Genomic DNA, 19,889 nt, shown 5'->3' with positions numbered 1-19,889 from the left:
CGCGCAATGTTGCCTAAAAATGTTCCAACCTCCGGGAACAATCCGCCACCTACTGCGTTTGCCCCCGTTGAGGCAGGGTCCGGGAATGGTCGAGAAGTCTAGTCAGCAGAGGGATTTGTTCGAAAGCGAACGCAGTTTCCGCCTGTTAGTTGAAGGAGTTGCGGACTACGCACTCTACATGCTGGATCCCACCGGGAGAATCACCAGCTGGAACATTGGCGGCGAGCGCATCAAGGGCTATTCACCCGGGGAGATCCTCGGCCAACACTTTTCCCGGTTCTACACCGAGACCGACCGCGCCAACGGCAAGCCCGCCCGTGCGCTCGGCATCGCGCGGGAAAAGGGCCGCTACGAGGAGGAAGGCTGGCGCGTCCGCAAGGACGGCACCTTCTTCTGGGCCAGCGTCGTGATCGATCCGATCTACGAGGCCGGCGAGCTGGTCGGCTTCGCCAAGATCACGCGCGACATCACCGAGCGGCGCAATACCCAGCTCAAACTCGAGGCGATGCAGAAGCAGCTCGCCGAATCCCAGAAATTCGACGCGCTCGGCCAGCTCACCGGCGGGGTCGCCCACGATTTCAACAACCTCCTGATGATCATCAGCGGCAGCCTCCACATGCTGAAACGAGGGGCCGACGACGAAGCCAAGCTTCAGCGCGCGATCTCGGCCATCGAAACCGCTACCAGGCGCGGCGCCGCGCTAACCAACCAGCTCCTCACCTTCGCGCGGCGGCAGAGCGTCAATCCGCAGGCGATCGACTTCGCCGACCGCATCGCGGCGATCCGCGAGGTACTCGATGCCGGCGTCGGCAGCTCCGTGCGCCTGGCTTTCGACGTCAGCGACGACGTCTGGCCGATCAGGACCGACGTTTCCGAGCTCGAGACCGCGCTGCTCAACCTTGTCATCAATGCCCGCGACGCGATGCCCGACGGAGGCACGGTGACGATCGCAGCGCGCAATCTCGTGCTCGACGAGGACCCCCTCGTGGGCGAATTCATCGCGATCGACGTCACCGATACCGGCCTCGGCATTCCCTCCGACGTTCTCGACAAGATCTTCGAGCCGTTCTTCACGACCAAGGCGATCGGAAAAGGCACTGGCCTCGGTCTCTCCCAGGTGCACGGCTTCGCCCATCAGGCCGGCGGCACGGTCCGGGTCGCGAGCGCGCTCGGCAAGGGCACGACCTTCACCATCCTGCTGCCGCGCGGAGAAGACGAGCCATCGCGTGAGGCGGCGGGAGAACCGGCGTTCCAAGGCAGCGGCACGGTGCTGCTGGTCGAGGACAATCCGGACGTCGCCGCCGTCAGCATCGGCCTTCTGGAGCAGCTCGGCTATCAGGTGCGCCGGGTCGCGGACGCCGAAGCCGCCTTGAGCGAGATCGAGAAGAACGGCGTCGACTTCGTGTTCTCGGATATCGTCATGCCCGGCAAGATGGACGGGCTCAGCCTCGCCCATCACCTCCGCCAGATCCGCCCCGGCCTGCCGATTCTGCTCGCCACCGGCTACAGCGAAGTCGCCGCAGGCGTGCGCGGCGATTTCCCGATCCTGCGCAAGCCCTACGAGATCCACGAATTGAGCGAAGCGATCGCCAAGCTGCCGCGGTGATTCTTTAGCTACACCGTCGGCAACACCGAAAACGCCTCGCCTGCTCGGCGCAAGTTCAGTTCATCGACGTCGGCCGTCTCGCTGGTGACGCTGTCGACGCGCGAGGACGGCGGGCCGTGGCGGCACAGCGCAACCATGTCCGCGACGTGCTTCGGCGGCCCCGCGAACAGCGCTTCGACGCTGCCGTCACGGCGGTTGCGGACCCAGCCTTCGAGACCGCACGTCGTCGCCTGATACTCGAGCCAGGCCCGGTAGCCTACCCCCTGCACGCGGCCGCGGATCATGACCTGGAGGATCGCCCGGCTCATTGTTTCAGTCCGAGGACATCGGCGCTCCGCGCCTTGACGTCGGCCTCCCGCGTGACGCGGCTGGTCAAGTCCGACGATGGGAGACCTTTGAGATTCTTCGGCGCAGTGCCGTCGCGTAGCGCCTTCTGCGTCTCGTAGACGGCCTGCGTTGCGGCCGCGATCGGCGCGTGGCCCTGAAGCGCGATGCGCACGCGCTGGCCAGCGAGGTATTCGAGCACGTTCAACTCCTCCGGCGCGCCGCCGAGCACGATCGGCAGGCGCGTCGCAGACACGATGGCCTCGAGCTCGGCGCGCGACTTGATGCCGGTGAAGAACAGCGCGTCGACGCCGGTAGCCTCATAAGCTCTGGCGCGGCGGATCGCATCCTCGATCGAGGTGATCGAGGCCGCACCGGTGCGGCCAATGATGACGAGCGAGGGGTCGCCGCGGCCGTCGAGTGCCGCCTTCATCTTGCCGACGCCCTCCTCAAGCGAGATCAGCTGCGTCTTCGCTTCGCCGAAGCCAGCCGGCAGCAGCGTGTCCTCGATGGTGAGGCCGGCGGCGCCCGCCGTTTCCAGCTCCTGCACCGTGCGACGCACGTTGAGCGCGTTGCCATAGCCGTGATCGGCATCGACCAACACCGGAAGCGCTGCCGCACGCGACATCCGCCGCATCTGCTCGGCAAGTTCCGTGAGCGTGATCAGCGTGATGTCGGGGTCGCCGAGCACCGCGAGCGAAGCCACCGAGCCGCCGAACATGCCGAGCGGGAAACCGAGATCCTCGGCGATGCGGATCGAGATAGCGTCGTAGACCGAGCCGGGATGGACGCACGTCCCGCCCGACAGGATCGATCGCAGTTTTTCGCGGCGGGAACGAAAGGCCATGGTGATGTCTCGGTTAGGTCACGGAGGCCGCAGCATACTCCGTCATTGCGAGCGAAGCGAAGCAATCCAGAAATGCATCCGCAGAGACAGACTGGATTGCTTCGTCGCGGAGCCTGTCATCGGGCCGCGCTTCGCGCGGACCCGGTGGCTCCTCGCAATGACGTTACGCAAACTCCAAAATCAGCGCATCCACCGCGAGCGTCGCGCCGGCGCTGGCGTGGATCTTCTTCACCGTGCCGTCCTGCTCGGCGCGCAGAACGTTCTGCATCTTCATGGCTTCGACCACCGCGAGCGTCTCGCCGGCCTTGACCTCCTGCCCTTCGGTCACCGCGATCGAGACCACGAGACCGGGCATCGGACAAAGCAGCTTCTTGCCGGTGTCGGCAGCCGTGGTCACCGGCATCAGCCGCGCCGAGGCAGCTTCCGCTTCGGTCCAGACATAGACCGGCACCTCGACGCCCTGATGCGCGAGGCGGATACCGTTCGCGATCGGGCGCACCTGCACCGCGACGACATGCCCGTCGATGGTGCCCTGCCAGACAGGATCGCCCGGCTTCCACGGCGACTGCAACAGATGCGCATTGCCGGTCTTGCCGTCAGCATTGACGAAACGCACCGCGACCGCCTCGCCCTCGCGCGCGATCTCCAGCAGGATCTCCTGGCGGTCGAGCCAGACCGCACGGCGACGCTCGCGCTGCACGATGCGGCCGCCCATCTGCCCCGAGATCTGCCGCTTGCGCTCGCCGAGCACGTGATCGATGGCGGCGCCGACCGCAGCGAGCCGCCGTGCGACCTCGCCTTCAGGCACGCGCACGGCAAAGCCCTTGGGGAATTCCTCGGCGATGAAGCCGGTGGAGAGCCGGCCTTCGCGCCAGCGCGGATGATGCATCAGCGCCGACAGGAACGGGATGTTGTGGCGGATACCGTCCACATAGAACGAGTCCAGCGCAGTGGCCTGCGCCTCGATCGCGGCGGCGCGCGACGGCGCGTGGGTGACGAGCTTGGCGATCATCGGATCGTAATGGATCGAGATCTCGCCGCCCTCCTGCACGCCGGTGTCGTTGCGCACGGTGATGCCGTCCTGGCTCGCTTCCGCCGGCGGACGGTATTTCACCAGGCGCCCGATCGAGGGCAGGAAGTTGCGGAACGGGTCCTCCGCGTAGAGGCGCGACTCCACTGCCCAGCCGGTCAGCGTGACGTCCTTCTGCGCAATGGCGAGCTTCTCGCCGGCGGCGACGCGGAGCATCTGCTCGACGAGGTCGACGCCGGTGACCAGCTCGGTGACAGGATGCTCGACCTGGAGGCGCGTGTTCATCTCCAGGAAGTAGAAGCTCTTGTCCTGCCCCGCGACGAATTCGACGGTGCCGGCGGAGTCGTAATTCACCGCCTTGGCGAGTGCGACCGCCTGCTCGCCCATCTTGCGGCGGGTGGCTTCGTCGAGCAGCGGCGACGGCGCTTCCTCGATGACCTTCTGGTTGCGGCGCTGGATCGAGCATTCGCGCTCGCCGAGATAGATTACGTTGCCGTGCTTGTCGCCGAGCAGCTGGATCTCGATATGGCGGGGATCGACGATGAACTTCTCGATGAAGACCCGGTCGTCGCCGAACGAGGCCTTGGCCTCCGCCTTGGCGAGGTTGAACCCCTCGGCGACCTCGGAGGTCGAATGCGCGATGCGCATGCCCTTGCCGCCGCCGCCAGCGGAGGCCTTGATCATCACGGGATAGCCGATCTCGTCGGCGATCTTGACCGCGTGCGTGGCGTCCTCGATGACGCCGAGATAGCCGGGCACGGTCGACACTTTTGCCTTCGCGGCGGCCCTTTTGGATTCGATCTTGTCGCCCATCGCCGCGATCGCGCCCGGGTTGGGGCCGATGAAGACAATGCCGGCCGCCTCCAGCGCGCGCGGAAACGCCTCGCGCTCGGACAGGAAGCCGTAACCGGGATGCACGGCCTCGGCGCCGGTCTTGCGGCAGGCCTCCACGATCTTCTCGATCACCAGATAACTCTCGGCCGCAGCCGGCGGGCCGATCAGCACGGCCTCGTCGGCCATCTCGACATGGAGAGCGTCGCGGTCGGCCTCGGAATAGACCGCGACCGTCTGAACTCCCATGCGGCGAGCGGTCTTGATGACCCGGCAGGCGATTTCGCCGCGATTGGCGATCAGAATGCGTTTGAACATGCTTTTCTTGAGTCTCGACCTTGGGCGGGACCCTTCCCTGGCCGTTGGAGCCTATGGGAGGGGCCGTGTGGCTCCCGTGGTACATCAAAATAGGCTGGAGGCAACGGTCAAAATCCGGCCCCTCTGGCGTACCAGCGCAAGACCGAAGCAAGACCGAAACGGGCCTGACAGGCCCCGGACGGCCTACGGCTTCCCGGCCTTGCCCACGTTCCGGACCAGGCCGTGAATGAAGCCGAGCTTGTCGACAACGACCGGCGAGAGGATGAACGGATAGAGATCGCGCATGCCCATGGCGCGGTTGACGCTGTTCATGGCGAAGGTGAAGGGCAGCCATGCGTTGACGATGGCCTCGACGTCCCTCGCTTCGTACGGGTTGAAGCGGATGCGCGCCGTCAACTCCCCGTCGCGGTCCACCTTGGGCCGCACCTCCATGCCGAACTCGCTAGCCATCTCCAGAGTGTCGACGATGTGAAGATAGTGCGTCCAGGTCTCGGCGAAATCTTCCCAGGGATGCGTGGTCGCGTAGGCAGAAACGTAGTTCTGCTGCCAGTCCGGCGGGGCGCCTTCGGCATAGTGGCGCTGCAAGGCCTGACCGTAATCGGCGGAATCGTCGCCGAACACGGCGCGGCATTCGTCCAGCATGCCGCCGTCGCGCACCAGCACGTCCCAGAAATAGTGCCCGACCTCGTGGCGGAAATGCCCGAGCAGCGTCCGGTAGGGCTCGCCCATCTCCAGCCTGCGCCGCTCGCGCTCGATGTCGTCGGCCTCGGTCAGCGCGATCGTGATCAGGCCGTTGTCGTGGCCGGTCAGGACCTTCTGCCCGCTCTGCGGATCGTCGGCGAGGAAATTGAAGATCAGGCCATGTTCGGGATTGTCCTGCCGGGTCTGGAGCGGCAGCTTCCAGCGGATCAGGGAATAGAACAGCCGGTGCTTCGCCATCTCCAGCTCGCGCCAGCGGGCGAGTTGCGCCTGATCCGACAGATCCGGCACGACGCCGTTATGCCGGCAGGCGCGGCAATAGCCGGTGGTATCACCTGCATCCGTCAGCCAGTTGCAGGAATCATATTCGGCATTACGGCACGGCATGCGTCCGCTGCCCTTGTCGGCGAGCGTGGCCCAGACCTCTCCGTCGGGCTCGATCGCCGACATCGTCTCCTTCTCCGGCAGGAACGCGACCCGATGGCCGCAGCGTTCACAGGTGCGGTTCTCGAAATAGAGGACGTTGCCGCAGGCCTGGCAGACAAAAAGCTTCAAGATTTAGCCTCTTCGGAAAGGGAGCTTTTGGGAATGACAGTTGTGGCGCCTCGCGGATACGCGCGCGGCGGGCTCATCGTTCCAATGTTCGGAACAAATAGCCAGACTTGGCGTTCGCTCATGCCCACCATACTGCATCCGGCGACGCCTTTCTTTCCATATTCCCTCTGAGCAATGGCCATCGCGCTACGTCTGTGTGAATATCGGTCCGCCACGTGCGCTCTCGCATCACAACGGCCAACGCCTTGAACGATCCTTTGCCCGAGACCATCGCCGCCGAAAAGCTGCGCCAGCACCTGGAAGATGTTGCGCGCGAGCGCGACAACGCCTATCGCGCGCTCCAGGAGCGCGAAGCCGAACTTGCGCGCATCCAGCGCATCGGCAAGGTCGGCGGTCTCGAAGTCGATTTCCGCGAAGGCTTCAAGAACCGCCGTTCGCCGGAATATCTGATGCTTCACGGCCTGCCGCCGGAAGCTGCCGACGAGTCGCACGAGGACTGGATCAATCGCATTCATCCCGGCGACCGGGACGCTACGGTGAAGCACTTCATCGAAGCGCTGTCCGGCACCAGTGAGGACTATACCGCAGAATACCGCATCATCCGCCCCAGCGACGGCGAGACCCGCTGGATCCGCGTCGTCGCCAAGATCGAGCGGGACGGTGGCGGCCGCGCCCTTCGCCTCGTCGGCGCCCATATCGACGTCACCGACCAGATGCTGGTGCGTGAGACCCTGCGCGAGAGCGAAGAGCGCTTCCGGCTGATCGCCGACAGCGCCCCGGTGCCGATCTGGGTCACCAAACTCGACCGCACACGGTCCTTCGCCAACCAGGCCTATGTCGATTTCGTCGGCCTGCCCTACGACCAGGCCATTGCCTTCGACTGGCGCAAGGTGCTGCATCCGGACGACCTGCCCCACGTGCTACAGCAATCCGTTCAGGGCGAAGCATCACTCAAACCGTTCGTGCTGGAAGCCCGCTACAAGAGCGCCGCCGGCGAATGGCGCTGGCTGCGTTCGGAATCGCAGCCGCGCTGGGACCCGACCGGCAGGCATATCGGCTTCATCGGCGTTGCCCATGACATCACGGTGGCCAAGCAGGCCGAGATCGAGCTCCGGCAGCTCAACGAGACGCTGGAAGAACGCATCGTCCAGCGCACCGCCGAACTCGAATCCAACGAGGCGCGGCTGCGCGCCATCCTGGAGACCAGCAACCAGTATCAGGGCCTCGTCAATCTCAGTGGCGAGCTGCTTTACGCCAACACGACCGTGCTCGACGCCATCAAGGCGAGCCCTGCGGATGTGATCGGAAAGCCGTTGTGGCAGACGCCTTGGTTCAGCACGACGGAGGGCATGGGCGCACGAGTGCGCGAGGCCTTCGACACCGTGCTCAAGGGCGAAGCCGTGCGGATGGAGATGCGCCTGCGCCTTCCCATCGGGGAGCGCGATTTCGAGTTCGGCATGCGCCCGGTGCTCGACCGCCACGGCAACATCACCGGCGCGGTGCCCGAGGCTGTGGACATCACCGAGCGTCGCCGCGGCGAGGAAGCGTTGCGGCAATCGCAGAAGATGGAGGCGATCGGCCAGCTCACTGGCGGCGTCGCGCACGACTTCAACAATCTGCTCACCATCATCCGCTCGGCCACCGATTTCCTGCGCCGCCGCGAGCTGCCGGAGGAGCGCCGTCGCCGCTATGTCGATGCTATCTCGGACACCGTCGAGCGCGCCTCCAAGCTGACCGCCCAGCTGCTGGCGTTTGCGCGCCGGCAGCCGCTGAAACCGCAGATCTTCAACGTCGGCAGCCAGGTTGAAGGGGTCGCGCAGCTGGTCCGGCCGCTGGTCGGTGGCCGCATCGAAATTGCGGTGGAGGTTCACGATGGCGACTGCTTCACGGTCGCCGATATCGCGCAATTCGAGACCGCGCTGATCAACCTCGCCATCAACGCCCGCGACGCCATGGACGGCGAAGGCCGTCTCACCATCGCGGTCCGGAAAGTTCAGGGAATCCCCGACCTCCGCACGCAACCGGCGCGCGGCGGCGACTATGTCGCGATCTCCGTTGCCGACACTGGCAGCGGCATCGCGCCCGAAAACATCGAAGCCATCTTCGAGCCGTTCTTTACCACCAAGGAGGTCGGCAAGGGCACCGGCCTCGGCTTGAGCCAGGCCTTCGGCTTCGCAAAGCAGTCCGAGGGCGACATCGCCGTGACGAGCACCCATGGTGAAGGCGCGACCTTCACCATCTATCTGCCGCGGGCGCACAGCCCCGCGACAGATCAGGAAGCCGCGGCGCTGACCTATGAGGCCGCGGCCACCGGGCGCGGCTATCGCGTGCTCGTGGTGGAAGACGACGACGAGGTCGGCCGGTTCTCCACCGAGCTGCTGGAAGACCTCGGCTATGTCGTCCGCCGCGCCGCCAACGCCAATGCGGCGCTCGCCATTCTCGGCGAGAACGAGTTCGCCGTCGATCTCGTTTTCTCCGACGTCATCATGCCCGGCATGAACGGCGTCGAGCTCGCCGGCATCATCCGCGAACGCTATCCGGGCCTGCCCGTCGTGCTCACCTCTGGTTACAGCAACGTTCTCGCCGAGAACGCCGATCGCGGTTTCGAGCTGATCCAGAAGCCGTATTCGGTCGAAGCGCTGTCGCGCATCTTGCGCAAGGCAATCACGGCAAAGCCGTCGATGGCGCGATGAGTGTTATGGTCGCACGAAGCTGCCACAAACTCCGTAGTTGCGAGCGCAGCGAAACAATCCAAAATCTTTCCGCGGAAACAGTCTGGATTGCTTCGTCGCTGCGCTCCTCGCAATGACGGCGCTATCGCGCCGCTCCAACCCAACGGGCTTTTGAACAACATTGTGGACTGAAACTCGGGCCGAGACGCGGCAATCGCAGATAGCCGTCCGCGCTCGCGGGGGGAAGACATCGACATCGGCTTCCGCTATCGCTGCCGAATGAACCGACACATCTCAAGGATCGAACGTGCCGTCTAACGCCATCTGGGCCTGGAGCATCATCGTCGTCGCGACCGCAGGCGTCATCATCCGGCCCTTTCGCCTGCCGGAGGCGATCTGGGCGATCATCGGCGCCAGTGCGCTCGTGCTGTTCGGTCTGCTGCCCTGGCGGGATGCGCTCACCGGCATCGAGAAAGGCGTGGATGTCTATCTTTTCCTGATCGGCATGATGCTGATCGCCGAGCTGGCGCGGCTCGAAGGCCTGTTCGACTATCTCGCAGCGCTCGCCGTGGAACATGCCGGCGGCTCGCCGCAGCGGCTGTTCCTGCTGATCTACATTGTCGGCACGCTCGTCACCGTCCTGCTCTCGAACGACGCCACCGCGATCGTGCTGACCCCCGCCGTCTATGCCGCGACGCGTGCGGCCGGCGCCAAGCCGCTGCCTTATCTCTTCGTCTGCGCCTTCATCGCCAATGCCGCGAGCTTCGTGCTGCCGATCTCCAACCCCGCCAATCTCGTCGTGTTCGGCGCCCACATGCCTGCGCTCACCGAATGGCTGCGGCTGTTCGCCCTGCCCTCGGCGGCCTCGATCCTGCTGACTTATGTCGTGCTGCGCCTGACCCAGCACCGCGCCCTGAAGGAAGAGACGATCGCGCGCAGAGTGCCGCATCCCAAGCTCGGCCGCGGCGGCAAGCTGACGGCGATCGGCATCGTGGCGATCGGCGTCGTGCTGGTCACGGCCTCCGCGTTGGACAAGCAATTGGGCCTGCCGACCTTCGTTTGCGGCGTGGTGACAGCCGCAATCGTGCTGCTGCTCAACCGGCAATCGCCGCTCCCCGTGCTGCGCGGCGTCTCCTGGAGCGTGCTGCCGCTGGTCGGCGGATTGTTCGTGATGGTGGAAGCGCTGATCAAGACCGGCGTGATCGGGCAGCTCAGCGCGCTGCTGCATGAAGCTGTCGGACAATCCGTGACGAAGGCGGCCTGGAGCGTCGGCATCGCCACCGCGGTCGCCGACAACATCGCCAATAATCTTCCCGTCGGTCTCGTTGCCGGCTCGGTCGCCGCCAGCGATCACTTGCCCGCGCCGGTCGTGAGCGCCATCCTGATCGGCGTCGATCTCGGTCCCAATCTGTCGGTGACCGGTTCGCTCGCCACCATCCTGTGGCTGGTGGCGCTGCGGCGGGAGAAGATCGAAGTCGGCGCCTGGCCGTTCCTCAAGCTCGGACTGCTCGTGACGCCGCCGGCCCTGATCGCGGCCCTGGCGGCCGCGATCAGGTAACTTGCGAGATCAGTCGTTCTCGTAGCCGTAGACTTCCGGCAGGATGAAGATTGCGGCAAGCAATCCGATCAGCGGGAAGATCGCGACGAACAGCGTGGCATTCGCCTGCCCAATCGCCGCGAACAACGACGGGAACAGGAAGATCGCGAGGAACGACGGCAGCTTCACGAACATGTAGGCGAAGCCGCTGGCGGTGCCGCGATATTTCGGCTTGGCGACCATGGTCGGGATCGTCATACAGTTGGAGGCATCCCAATAATGGCCCCACAGCATCGCGGCAGCCGCGAACGGCAGCAGGATCTTGTTGTCGGTGTAGAGCGCGAAGGCCGCGACCAGCAGCGAGACCAGCACGATCGAGAAGCCCGCGATCGAGATGCCGCGGTGGCCGATTTTCGGGGTCAGCAGCGGACCGACCCAGCCCGACACGGCAGCGAAGGAGAACAGCGCCATCGTCACCAGATTGATGCCGAGCACGCTCGACACGCCGACCATCACGAAGAGCACCGGCAGGTAGAACGCGAAGGTCGAGAACTCGCTGGCCTGCGCGAAGCAGGCGATCCAGCCGTAGATCGTGGCGCGCCAGCGGATCGGATCCTTCTTGAGGTCGGCGAGGAAGTCGCGGGTGGACACCTTGGGCACCTCCACGTCATGGTCCGGCAGCATGGCGAGGTCGTCGTTGAACATATCGCGCGCGACCTGCTTGGCCTCTCGGTAGCGTCCCTTCTGCACCAGCCAGACCGCCGTCTCCGGCACGTCGTGCCGCATGATCAGGATGATCAGCGCCGGCAGCGCGCCGAGGCCGAGCGTCACCCGCCATAGCGTTTCGTGGTTGATGTCGAGCAGCAGGAAGATCACGATGACGCCGATCGTCAGGACCTCACCGACCGCGAACATGAATTGCCAGCGGTTGCCCATGACTTCGCGCTCACCCTTGGCCATGGATTCCATGATGTAGGTGTAGCCGGTCGAGATGTCCGAACCGAGCGGAACGCCGAGCAAGAAGCGGATCACGACGAGCCAGAACACGTTGGGCACGAAGGCCTGCGCCAGCGCCAGCACGATGAACAGCACCATCGTCACCAGGAACATGACGCGGCGGCCGATCTTGTCGGAGAGCCAGCCGCCGAGCAGCGCACCGATCAGGGCGCCGCCTTGCGTACCGGCCGCGGCCAGGCCCAGCATCAGCGGATCGGGATTGAACTGCTCCTTGATGAAGATCAGCACGAAGGCGATCGAATAGAGATCCCAGGCTTCGACCAGGATCGAGGCCATCATCAGCCAGCCGACCTTGTTGCCCTTGGGACTGTAGTTCGTGATGAGGTAGCGGACCGCGGCTTCGCTCGCGGTCGGTTGTGGCATCGCCATCGTCGACATCTTTGGTCCTCTCTTCAAATCTTTCTTACGTGCCAAGCAGCGGCTCGATGCTGCAATCGAGCAGGCGTGGGTCGATCCCCACCTCCATGCCGGTGAACATCTCGCCCATGTAGTCGATCAGTGCATCGCTCGCCTTCACCGCGTCCTCGACGCGGCGGCCGGCGACCGCGGCGAGAATGGCGAGGTGACGATCGATCGTGCCTGACAGTTCGGCCTGTCCCGGCATGAACCGGTGGTGGATGTAGCCGATGCGCCGGTACAGCGTGTGTAACGGCCGTAGCGTGTGCACCAGAAACGGCTCGCCTGCCGCCTCCAGCACCAGCGCGTCGATGCGGCGGTCAATACTGTTGAACTCGTCGAGGGTCAGAGTGGCGCGGCGCTCGCGCAAAAGGCGCTCGATATGCAGCGCCTGATTGCGGTGCGAGAGGCTGGCGCGATCGGCCGCAAGCCGGATCACGAAGCGCTCCATGTCGCGGCGCAAGGCCAGCAGCATGCGCTCGCGTGCCAGATCGATCGGCGCAATGCGCAGACCGTGGCGCGGTCGGATGATGATCAACGTATCGGCGGAGAGACGATTGACGGCGTGATGAACCGGCGTACGGCCGAAGCCGGTGATGTGCTGCAATTCCAGCATCGTCATGAACTGGCCCGGCTTGAGCTCGCAATGGACGAGCAGCTCTTCGATCCTCCGGTAGGCGAGCTCGAAGAAGTTGAGACGGTTGCGTCGGAAGGGTTTGCCCTCGCCGTCGTCGTTCCTCACCACCTCGAGCGCGCGCTTGCGCGTTGCCATGCCGTCTCTCCCTCAGCCCGCGCCGTCGTTGCTGGATGGCGCCTTGTTGGTGATATCCCTAAAACATGTTGTGATATATTACAAGCGAGCGTAAGACTTGACGCCTGCCCGCACCATGTTGCGGTGCGCAATGACAACAAGACGGCGCTGCGCGCGCCTGCGATGGGAGGAGTTGCCGTGAAAATCACGTCGATAGAGACGCTGCGCACCGAAGAATTCTCCAACGTCATCTGGGTGCGCGTCCACACCGACACGGGCATGATCGGTCTCGGCGAAACCTTTTACGGCGCCGGCGCAGTCGAGACGCAGATCCACGACACCTTTGCCGGCCGCCTGCTCGGCCGCAATCCGCTGCACATCGAGGCGATCCATCGCGACATGCTGAACCTGCCGATGGCGCAGTCGTCCACCGGCGTCGAATATCGCGCGGCCTCGGCAATCGACATCGCGCTGTGGGACCTGTTCGGCAAGGTCTGCAATCAGCCGGTCCACCAGATGCTCGGCGGCCTCTGCCGCGACAAGCAGCGCATCTACAACACCTGCGCCGGCACCCAATATGTCCGCTCCACCAATATCAGCCCGGTCGCGAACTGGAATCTTGGCGCTGCCAAGAGTCCCTACGAAGACCTCGACGGCTTCATGCACCGCGCCGACGCGCTTGCCGAAAACCTGCTGGAGAGCGGCATCTCCGCCATGAAGATCTGGCCGTTCGATCCGGCGGCGCAGGAGAACAAGGGTCTCTACATCTCCGCCGCGCAGATGAAGCAGGCGATCGAGCCGTTCGAGAAGATCCGAAGGGCGGTCGGCGACAAGATGGAGATCATGGTCGAGCTTCACTCGCTGTGGAACCTGCCAACCGCAAAACAGATCGCGCGCGCGCTCGAGCCCTACAAGCCGACCTGGTACGAAGACCCGATCCGTATGAACTCGCCGCAGGCGCTGGCCGAATATGCCCGCTGCACCGACGTCTGGGTCTGCGCCAGCGAGACGCTGGGGTCGCGCTTCCCCTACAAGGACATGCTCGACCGCGACGCTATGCATGTGGTGATGGCGGATCTGTGCTGGACCGGCGGCCTCACCGAGGGCCGCAAGATCGCGGCGATGGCCGAGACCTATCACCGGCCCTTCGCACCGCACGACTGCATCGGCCCGATCGGCTTCATCGCCGCCATCCACATGTCGTTCAGCCAGCCCAATACGCTGATCCAGGAATCGGTGCGCGCCTTCTACAAGGGCTGGTACAATGAGCTCGTTACCACCATGCCCACGATCAAGGATGGTTTTGTCTATCCAATGGAAGGCCCCGGCCTCGGCGTCGACCTTCTGCCTGCCGTCTTCGACCGCTCCGATCTGACCGTGCGCCGTTCCAACGTCTGAGGATTCTTGAGATGAGCACCGCCCTCTTCGACCTTTCCGGCCGCACCGCGCTCGTGACCGGCTCCTCCCGCGGTCTCGGCCGCGCCATTGCCGAGGGCATGGCCAAGGCCGGCGCCAGGATCATCGTCAACGGCGTCGATCCGAAGCGTGTCGAGCAGGCCGTCGCCGAGTTTCGCGCCGCCGGCCACCAGGCCGAAGGCGCCGCTTTCAACGTCACCGACGAGCCTGCGATCGTCGCCGCCTTCAACGACTTCGACAAGAGGGGCATCGCGGTCGACATCCTCGTCAACAATGCCGGCATCCAGCACCGCAAGCCGCTGGTGGAGTTCACCACCGACGAGTGGCGCAAGGTGATCGAGACCAACCTCACCAGCGCCTTCGTGATCGGCCGCGAGGCGGCCAAGCGCATGATCCCGCGCAAGTACGGCAAAATCATCAATATCGGCTCGCTCGGCAGCGAGCTCGCGCGTCCCACGATTGCGCCCTACACCGCTGCCAAGGGCGGCATCAAGAACCTGACTCGCTCGATGGCGGTGGAATGGGCCCAGCACGGCATCCAGGCCAACGCGATCGGCCCCGGCTACATGCTGACCGACATGAACGAGGCGCTGGTCAACAACACCGACTTCAACAACTGGCTGATGGGCCGCGTTCCCTCCAAGCGCTGGGGCCGACCGGACGAGCTGGTGGGCGCTGCGATCTTCCTGGCCTCGGATGCCTCGACCTATGTCAACGGCCAGATCATCTATGTCGATGGCGGCATGATCGCTGCGATGTGAGCCGCGAAACGCTGAGGGAGCTAACCATGCGCGCCGTCGTCATTCACGCACCGAAAGATCTGCGGATCGATAGCTACCCCGATGCAGCGCCCGGTCCGGGCGAAGTCCGCGTCAAGATCGCGAACGGCGGCATCTGCGGCTCCGATCTGCACTACTATCATCACGGCGGCTTCGGTGTCGTGCGCATCCAGCAACCGATGGCGCTGGGGCACGAGATCGCCGGCGTGGTCGCAGCCATCGGTGACGGCGTCACGAACGTGAAGCCGGGCACTCGGGTCGCGGTCAATCCGAGCAAGCCGTGCGGCCGGTGCCTGCATTGCCAGGAAGGCATGCGCAACCAGTGCCTCGACATGCGCTTCCTCGGCAGCGCGATGCGCTTTCCCCATGTGCAGGGCGGCTTTCGCGAATTCATCACGGTCGATGCGGCGCAGGCCGTTCCGATCGCCGACAAGCTATCGCTGGCGGAAGCCGCGGTCGCCGAGCCGCTCGCGGTGTGCCTGCATGCCGGCAAGCAGGCCGGGCCCCTGCTCGGCAAGCGCGTGCTGATCACCGGCTGCGGCCCGATCGGCGCGCTGATGATTTTGGTCTCGCGCTTCGGCGGCGCGGCCGAGATCGTGGTCACCGATGTCGCGGAGGCGCCGCTTGCGGTCGCCAAAAAGCTCGGCGCCACTTACGCCATCAATGTCGCGGCCGGCGCGACGGCGCTCGATCCGTGGCGCACCGGCAAGGGTGTGTTCGACACGCTGTTCGAAGCCTCGGGCAACCAGGCCGCACTCCGCACCGCGCTCGACGTGCTCAGGCCCAGGGCCACGTTGGTGCAGCTCGGCCTGGGCGGCGAAATGACGCTGCCGATCAACTCCATCGTCGCCAAGGAATTGCAGCTCCGCGGCACCTTCCGCTTCGATCCCGAATTCGAGCTGGCGGTGCGGCTGATGGGCGAAGGCCTAATCGACGTCAAGCCGCTGATCACGGCGACCATGCCGTTCGAGAACGCGGTCGCAGCGTTCGAGCTCGCCAGCGACCGCTCGCAGTCGATGAAGGTGCAATTGACGTTCTGATCGATGAGCGCTGCTATTGGTTCTCGATCAGCCGGTCGCTGACCAGCCGCACGGCGCCCCGTTTCCAGGAATAGTCCGCGCCCAGGCGCAGGCCGCTGTCGCCGCGTGCCAGCACCGCGCCGGTCCTGGCATCGCGCACCTGGAAGCCGAGCGTGTATTCGGTGCGGCTGACCCGCCGCACCACCCCGATCAGAGACTGATCCGCACCGAGCCCTTGCGCCATCGCCGCTTCGCAGCCGCCGCAGTCGCGTAAAGCGCGTGCCTTTACCGCCTCCTCGTTCGCGCTGCCGACATCGACGAGGCGGTAGCGGCCGGATTGGCCAAGGGCATCGCGCACACTGCCGGTCACTTCGGCCAGATAGGATGCATCTGCGGCCGCGAGACCGGCGGCCGGCGCCGCGGTGTTGTCCTCGAGCTCGAATTCGAACACCGCCAGCGCGATCGGCGCGGGTGCGCCGAGCGCGGCCATGATCTCGCGGGACACGAAGATCTCGGCACGCTCCCATGATTCATCATTGTCGCCGCGGAAGGTGTAGAGCTTGTCCATCACGACCTTCCTGGCGCCAACGTCGATCACGGCGACCTTGGCCCATTGCACCAGTGTGCTCGTCTTCTGGATGCCGCCGATCACCTTGAACGCCGCGCCGTCCTGGGCCGAGGGCACCAGCCGGTAGCGCCGGTCTCCGCCGATATCTTGCCGGAGCGCAGCCATGAAGGCCGCCAGCCGTCGCTCGTGGGCGGCGGTCTGGTTGGCAGGCTCCGCTGACGTATCGGTATAACTGAAATCGTCCATGGCGACGCCGACGGCAGTCTCGGCACCGAGCGCATAAGCCGGAAGGACGACAAGGAGACAGACTGAGAGGATCAACCGGCGCAGGTGCATAAATGTGCCTCGTATGACGGAGCGGCGCACAATCTGGACGGCGTAATCAGGGCTCGCAGCAGCGCCGGTCCCGGCGATGACCGGGAAAATTTCACGACGGTGCACCGCACTGGCGCCTAGCGGCTTTGCGCTAGGTGCGTTCTGCCGTTTAATGCGGGCGCGACAACCCGTTCGCACCAGGTGCCCGCCGATGTGGAACCGCCCGAGATTCGATCTCAAAGTCCGTCTGACGTTGCGCGTGGCCGCGATATCGGCCGCCTGCTTCGCAGCCATCTCCGCCTACTTCCTGATTACGGCCGACCGCGCGGCGCATGCGCGCCTCGACGACATCGCCGCCATCGTCGCCAAGACGCTGGAGCTGCAGCAGGGCAAGATCCAGTGGGTCGCCAACCCGCGCTCGGACTTTCCCAACCTCGACCCCGTTTCGGCCTATGTGATGACGCCCGGCCTGTGCCTGGCATTCCGCGGCACGAGCAGCGACATCCTCCAGCGCTTCTGCAGCGGCGCGCCCGCCCCGGCAAACCCACCCCCGCAAGCCTTCACGGCCTTCTATCGCAGCCTGTTCGACCCCGGCCGCGAAGCGGCACGGCCTGTGATCGTGCGCGGAGCGAAGCTTGGCGACGCCGTGGTCTCGGTCGAGCCGGCCGTGCAGACGGCGGAGGCCTGGCACGAGGCCGGCCGCCTGATGCTGGCGCTGGCGATCGCGCTGCCGCTGCTCTGCGCCCTGGTCTACGCCGCGCTGGCACGCGCGCTGCGCCCCACCCGCATGATCCGCACCGGCCTGGAGCGGATTGCCGCCAACGACCTCACCACGCGGCTGCCGCCGTTCGACCTTGCCGAGCTCTCCGCGATCCGCGACGGCTTCAACCATCTCGCCGAAAGCCTCGAGACCGCACTTGCCGAACGCAGCGAGCTGACGCGGAAGCTGATCGCGCTCCAGGACGAGGAGCGCCGCCATCTCGCGCGCGAGCTGCATGACGAGTTCGGCCAGTCGCTCGCCGCCATCCGGGCGCTCGCCTCCTCCGCCCGCCAGACCGCCGCGCAGGACTGCCCTTCCTTGCTTGGCGAATGCGACGGCATCGCGCGGACCGCAACCGGCATGATGGAGACGTTGCGCGGCACACTGTTCCGGCTGCGGCCGCCGGATGTCGAGGAGCTCGGGCTCGTCGTCAGCCTCGAAGGCCTGGTCGCGGGCTGGAACGGGCGCAGCCGCGGCGAGACGCGCTTCTCGATCCGGTTCGACGGCGCATTCGAGACCCTGCCGGCCACGATCAGCGCCAGCCTCTACCGGATCGTGCAGGAGGCGCTCACCAATGCCGCCAAGCATGCCGTCGCCACACGGGTCAGCCTGGAATTGACGATGGGGGCGAGCGAGATCGCGCTTGCGATCGACGATGACGGACGCGCGACCGATCCCGTCGCGAAATCCGGAATGGGCCTGCTCGGCATGCGCGAGCGCGTCGCGGCCTTGCGCGGCCAATTGAGCTTCGAGGCCAAGCCGAACGGCGGCTCCGCACTGCGCGTCGTCATTCCGCTCGCAGCCGCCGATCGGCCGCCGCTGGAGCACGCCGCATGAGCGCGGCCGGCGCGACCATTCTGCTGGTCGACGACCATTCCGTCGTCCGCGAGGGCTATCGCTCCGTGCTCCAGAAGCAGCCGGGACTTCGCGTCATCGCCGAAGCCGCCGACGGCGCCGAGGCCTATCGTCTCTACAAATCGGAGGCGCCCGACCTCGTCATCATGGATCTGAGCATGCCCGGCATCGGCGGCATCGAGGCGGTCAGGCGCATCAGGCAGTGGGACAAGGGCGCGAGGATCCTCGTCTTCACCATGCACGAGAATGCCGGCTTTGCCGTGCAGGCGATCCGCGCCGGCGCCAGGGGCTACGTCACCAAGACCAGTCCGCCGGAGACGCTGGTGCGCGCCGTGATGGACGTGCTCGCCGGCAAGATCGCAATCAGCCCCGACATCGACCATGAGCTCGCGCTGAGCCGGCTGGCCGGGGAAAGCTCTGCCGCCGACGTCCTCACGCCGCGCGAATTCGAAGTGCTGCGGCTGCTGCTCGCCGAGAATACGACAGAGGAGATCGCCGAGACGCTCCATGTCAGCCCGAAGACGGTGGCGAACCTGCATTCCCTGATCAAGGACAAGCTCGGCGTCGGATCCGACATCGAGCTGGTCCGGCTGGCGCTGCGCCAGGGCATCTTGACGGACGTCGATCTCGGCGAGGCCTGATTGCTCAACCCAGATAGCGCGTGAGATAGCCTTCCATCGCGTAGAGCGCACAAAGCGCAAGGCTCGACCACACGGCGGCGGTGAAATACAGGAACATCCAGGTCAGCTCGCCCTTCCAGTGCGCGATGTCGTGGGTCACGACCCAGCGCGTCGAGACGTCATGCAGACCTTCGAGGAAGCCGAGCAACCGGTTGCCCTCTTCATACCCTGCCCGCCAGCGGCTGAGATACATCGGCACGTCGACGGTGACGAGGAAGGCCAGGAAGCAGGCGATGCCGACGATGCCGGCAATCAGCGCCCAGCGCACCGGCCCCTGGAATTCCGGCATCAGCCGGCACAGCGCGATGCCCGCGAGGAAGAATGTCACCGCCCACAGCGAGTTCTCGATCGCGTTGAAAAGGAAGTTTGTCGTCACCACCGCATACCAGGAGAAGCACTCCGCGATGATGATGATGGGCACGATCACCCACGCGATGTTCACAACCGTCTCGGCGCCCGTCATGGTCCCGAGTTGATGCAGGATGACCGCCCATTGCGCCGCGAAGCACAGTTCGGCCACGGTCGCGACCGTGCGGCCGACGAAGACGCTGGAGAGCCAGGTGTCGAACAGACAGATGCGCTGCACGTCGGCGCGCGGCAGGAACGAGCGGAAGGCGCAGCCGAAGACATAGCCGGCGCAGAGCAGGAACATCAGTCCGATGTCGGAGCCGCCACTGATGCGGCCGGCGGACGTGGGATAGAACGCGCGGTACAGCATGAACCAGGCGAGAATGTTGGCAGCACTGACCAGCGTCAGGGACCCCCACCACCACGCGAGGGGATTTGTCCGCGCCTGCCACTGCAACATGAATCGCTCCGCTGTAATCGATATGAAATTCAGTCGTAATAATCCTGTCACAACAACCCACGGAATCACGACGAGAATCTGTGTGCGGCGGAGCTCGTCGCGCACA

Annotated in this window: 16 protein-coding genes; 8 read left to right on the top strand and 8 right to left on the bottom strand. The window is 65.3% G+C overall.

Features of this window, described 5'->3' with window-relative positions; all coding sequences use genetic code 11:
• Nucleotides 1–85 precede the first annotated feature (85 nt).
• Complete coding sequence (locus IVB07_RS16435) at nucleotides 86–1,606, top strand: PAS domain-containing sensor histidine kinase (protein WP_085351344.1); 1,521 nt, start codon at nucleotides 86–88, stop codon at nucleotides 1,604–1,606.
• 8 nt (nucleotides 1,607–1,614) lie between these two features.
• On the opposite strand, the gene IVB07_RS16430 is transcribed toward IVB07_RS16435, so the two are convergent.
• The 4 genes from IVB07_RS16430 to IVB07_RS16415 form a co-directional block, all read right to left on the bottom strand.
• Entirely contained in the window at nucleotides 1,615–1,914 is a 300-nt protein-coding gene (locus IVB07_RS16430) for an acylphosphatase (protein WP_007603158.1), read from the bottom strand.
• Nucleotides 1,911–2,777, bottom strand: a complete 867-nt coding sequence (locus tag IVB07_RS16425) for an isocitrate lyase/PEP mutase family protein (protein ID WP_247362504.1) — start codon at nucleotides 2,775–2,777, stop codon at nucleotides 1,911–1,913. The genes IVB07_RS16430 and IVB07_RS16425 overlap by 4 nt, the downstream gene beginning before the upstream one ends.
• Before the next feature lie 163 nt (nucleotides 2,778–2,940).
• Nucleotides 2,941–4,956 carry an acetyl/propionyl/methylcrotonyl-CoA carboxylase subunit alpha gene (locus IVB07_RS16420; RefSeq protein WP_018455235.1) on the bottom strand — a complete coding sequence of 672 codons (2,016 nt, stop codon included), beginning with the start codon at nucleotides 4,954–4,956 and terminating at the stop codon, nucleotides 2,941–2,943.
• A gap of 183 nt (nucleotides 4,957–5,139) precedes the next feature.
• Nucleotides 5,140–6,210, bottom strand: coding sequence for a putative zinc-binding peptidase (locus IVB07_RS16415; RefSeq protein ID WP_247767749.1), 1,071 nt, complete (start codon nucleotides 6,208–6,210; stop codon nucleotides 5,140–5,142).
• A gap of 215 nt (nucleotides 6,211–6,425) precedes the next feature.
• Here IVB07_RS16415 and IVB07_RS16410 point away from each other — a divergent pair, with 215 nt between their 5' ends.
• Both IVB07_RS16410 and IVB07_RS16405 read left to right on the top strand, forming a co-directional pair.
• Nucleotides 6,426–8,903, top strand: coding sequence for a PAS domain S-box protein (locus IVB07_RS16410; protein ID WP_247362499.1), 2,478 nt, complete (start codon nucleotides 6,426–6,428; stop codon nucleotides 8,901–8,903).
• 286 nt (nucleotides 8,904–9,189) lie between these two features.
• Nucleotides 9,190–10,440, top strand: a complete 1,251-nt coding sequence (locus IVB07_RS16405) for an arsenic transporter (RefSeq protein ID WP_018455238.1) — start codon at nucleotides 9,190–9,192, stop codon at nucleotides 10,438–10,440.
• A 9-nt stretch (nucleotides 10,441–10,449) separates the two neighbouring features.
• Here the strand turns inward: IVB07_RS16405 and IVB07_RS16400 are convergent, their stop codons facing one another.
• On the bottom strand, nucleotides 10,450–11,814 hold the full coding sequence (locus IVB07_RS16400; protein WP_346658294.1) for an MFS transporter: 1,365 nt from the start codon (nucleotides 11,812–11,814) through the stop codon (nucleotides 10,450–10,452).
• A 25-nt stretch (nucleotides 11,815–11,839) separates the two neighbouring features.
• The gene (locus IVB07_RS16395; protein WP_247362495.1) at nucleotides 11,840–12,604 is read right to left on the bottom strand and encodes a GntR family transcriptional regulator; all 765 of its coding nucleotides are present in this window, start codon (nucleotides 12,602–12,604) and stop codon (nucleotides 11,840–11,842) included.
• A 177-nt stretch (nucleotides 12,605–12,781) separates the two neighbouring features.
• Between IVB07_RS16395 and IVB07_RS16390 the strand changes: the two genes are divergently transcribed.
• From IVB07_RS16390 to IVB07_RS16380, 3 genes are read left to right on the top strand one after another with little or no spacing between them, the layout of a single operon-like run.
• Nucleotides 12,782–13,981 (top strand): mandelate racemase/muconate lactonizing enzyme family protein, encoded by a 1,200-nt coding sequence (locus IVB07_RS16390; protein ID WP_247362494.1) that lies wholly within the window; start codon nucleotides 12,782–12,784, stop codon nucleotides 13,979–13,981.
• Between the two features lie 11 nt (nucleotides 13,982–13,992).
• Nucleotides 13,993–14,760 carry an SDR family oxidoreductase gene (locus tag IVB07_RS16385; RefSeq protein ID WP_247362492.1) on the top strand — a complete coding sequence of 256 codons (768 nt, stop codon included), beginning with the start codon at nucleotides 13,993–13,995 and terminating at the stop codon, nucleotides 14,758–14,760.
• Between the two features lie 26 nt (nucleotides 14,761–14,786).
• Nucleotides 14,787–15,818, top strand: a complete 1,032-nt coding sequence (locus tag IVB07_RS16380) for an L-idonate 5-dehydrogenase (protein ID WP_247362489.1) — start codon at nucleotides 14,787–14,789, stop codon at nucleotides 15,816–15,818.
• Nucleotides 15,819–15,831: 13 nt separating this feature from the next.
• Here IVB07_RS16380 and IVB07_RS16375 read toward each other — a convergent pair whose 3' ends face one another.
• A complete protein-coding gene (locus IVB07_RS16375) occupies nucleotides 15,832–16,701 on the bottom strand; it encodes a DUF3280 domain-containing protein (RefSeq protein ID WP_247362486.1) in 870 nt (289 codons plus the stop codon).
• 190 nt (nucleotides 16,702–16,891) lie between these two features.
• Between IVB07_RS16375 and IVB07_RS16370 the strand changes: the two genes are divergently transcribed.
• Nucleotides 16,892–18,277, top strand: coding sequence for a HAMP domain-containing sensor histidine kinase (locus IVB07_RS16370; RefSeq protein WP_247362483.1), 1,386 nt, complete (start codon nucleotides 16,892–16,894; stop codon nucleotides 18,275–18,277).
• Entirely contained in the window at nucleotides 18,274–18,936 is a 663-nt protein-coding gene (locus IVB07_RS16365; protein WP_247767748.1) for a response regulator transcription factor, read from the top strand. The genes IVB07_RS16370 and IVB07_RS16365 overlap by 4 nt, the downstream gene beginning before the upstream one ends.
• A 4-nt stretch (nucleotides 18,937–18,940) precedes the next feature.
• Here the strand turns inward: IVB07_RS16365 and IVB07_RS16360 are convergent, their stop codons facing one another.
• Nucleotides 18,941–19,783, bottom strand: a complete 843-nt coding sequence (locus IVB07_RS16360; RefSeq protein ID WP_247362481.1) for a hypothetical protein — start codon at nucleotides 19,781–19,783, stop codon at nucleotides 18,941–18,943.
• Nucleotides 19,784–19,889: the final 106 nt, after the last annotated feature.

It is taken from the genome of Bradyrhizobium sp. 172 (genome assembly GCF_023101065.1).
Taxonomy (GTDB): domain Bacteria; phylum Pseudomonadota; class Alphaproteobacteria; order Rhizobiales; family Xanthobacteraceae; genus Bradyrhizobium; species Bradyrhizobium canariense_D.
The sequence above is the reverse complement of the archived record's forward strand: the minus strand, read 5'-3'. Positions and strand labels throughout refer to the sequence as shown.

Coding starts and splice junctions, on each gene's coding strand:
- IVB07_RS16435 (WP_085351344.1), top strand. CDS start 86: ATGGTCGAGAAGTCTAGTCAGCAGAGGGATTTGTTCGAAAGCGAACGC.
- IVB07_RS16430 (WP_007603158.1), bottom strand. CDS start 1,914: ATGAGCCGGGCGATCCTCCAGGTCATGATCCGCGGCCGCGTGCAGGGG.
- IVB07_RS16425 (WP_247362504.1), bottom strand. CDS start 2,777: ATGGCCTTTCGTTCCCGCCGCGAAAAACTGCGATCGATCCTGTCGGGC.
- IVB07_RS16420 (WP_018455235.1), bottom strand. CDS start 4,956: ATGTTCAAACGCATTCTGATCGCCAATCGCGGCGAAATCGCCTGCCGG.
- IVB07_RS16400 (WP_346658294.1), bottom strand. CDS start 11,814: ATGTCGACGATGGCGATGCCACAACCGACCGCGAGCGAAGCCGCGGTC.
- IVB07_RS16395 (WP_247362495.1), bottom strand. CDS start 12,604: ATGGCAACGCGCAAGCGCGCGCTCGAGGTGGTGAGGAACGACGACGGC.
- IVB07_RS16385 (WP_247362492.1), top strand. CDS start 13,993: ATGAGCACCGCCCTCTTCGACCTTTCCGGCCGCACCGCGCTCGTGACC.
- IVB07_RS16380 (WP_247362489.1), top strand. CDS start 14,787: ATGCGCGCCGTCGTCATTCACGCACCGAAAGATCTGCGGATCGATAGC.
- IVB07_RS16375 (WP_247362486.1), bottom strand. CDS start 16,701: ATGCACCTGCGCCGGTTGATCCTCTCAGTCTGTCTCCTTGTCGTCCTT.
- IVB07_RS16370 (WP_247362483.1), top strand. CDS start 16,892: ATGTGGAACCGCCCGAGATTCGATCTCAAAGTCCGTCTGACGTTGCGC.
- IVB07_RS16365 (WP_247767748.1), top strand. CDS start 18,274: ATGAGCGCGGCCGGCGCGACCATTCTGCTGGTCGACGACCATTCCGTC.
- IVB07_RS16360 (WP_247362481.1), bottom strand. CDS start 19,783: ATGTTGCAGTGGCAGGCGCGGACAAATCCCCTCGCGTGGTGGTGGGGG.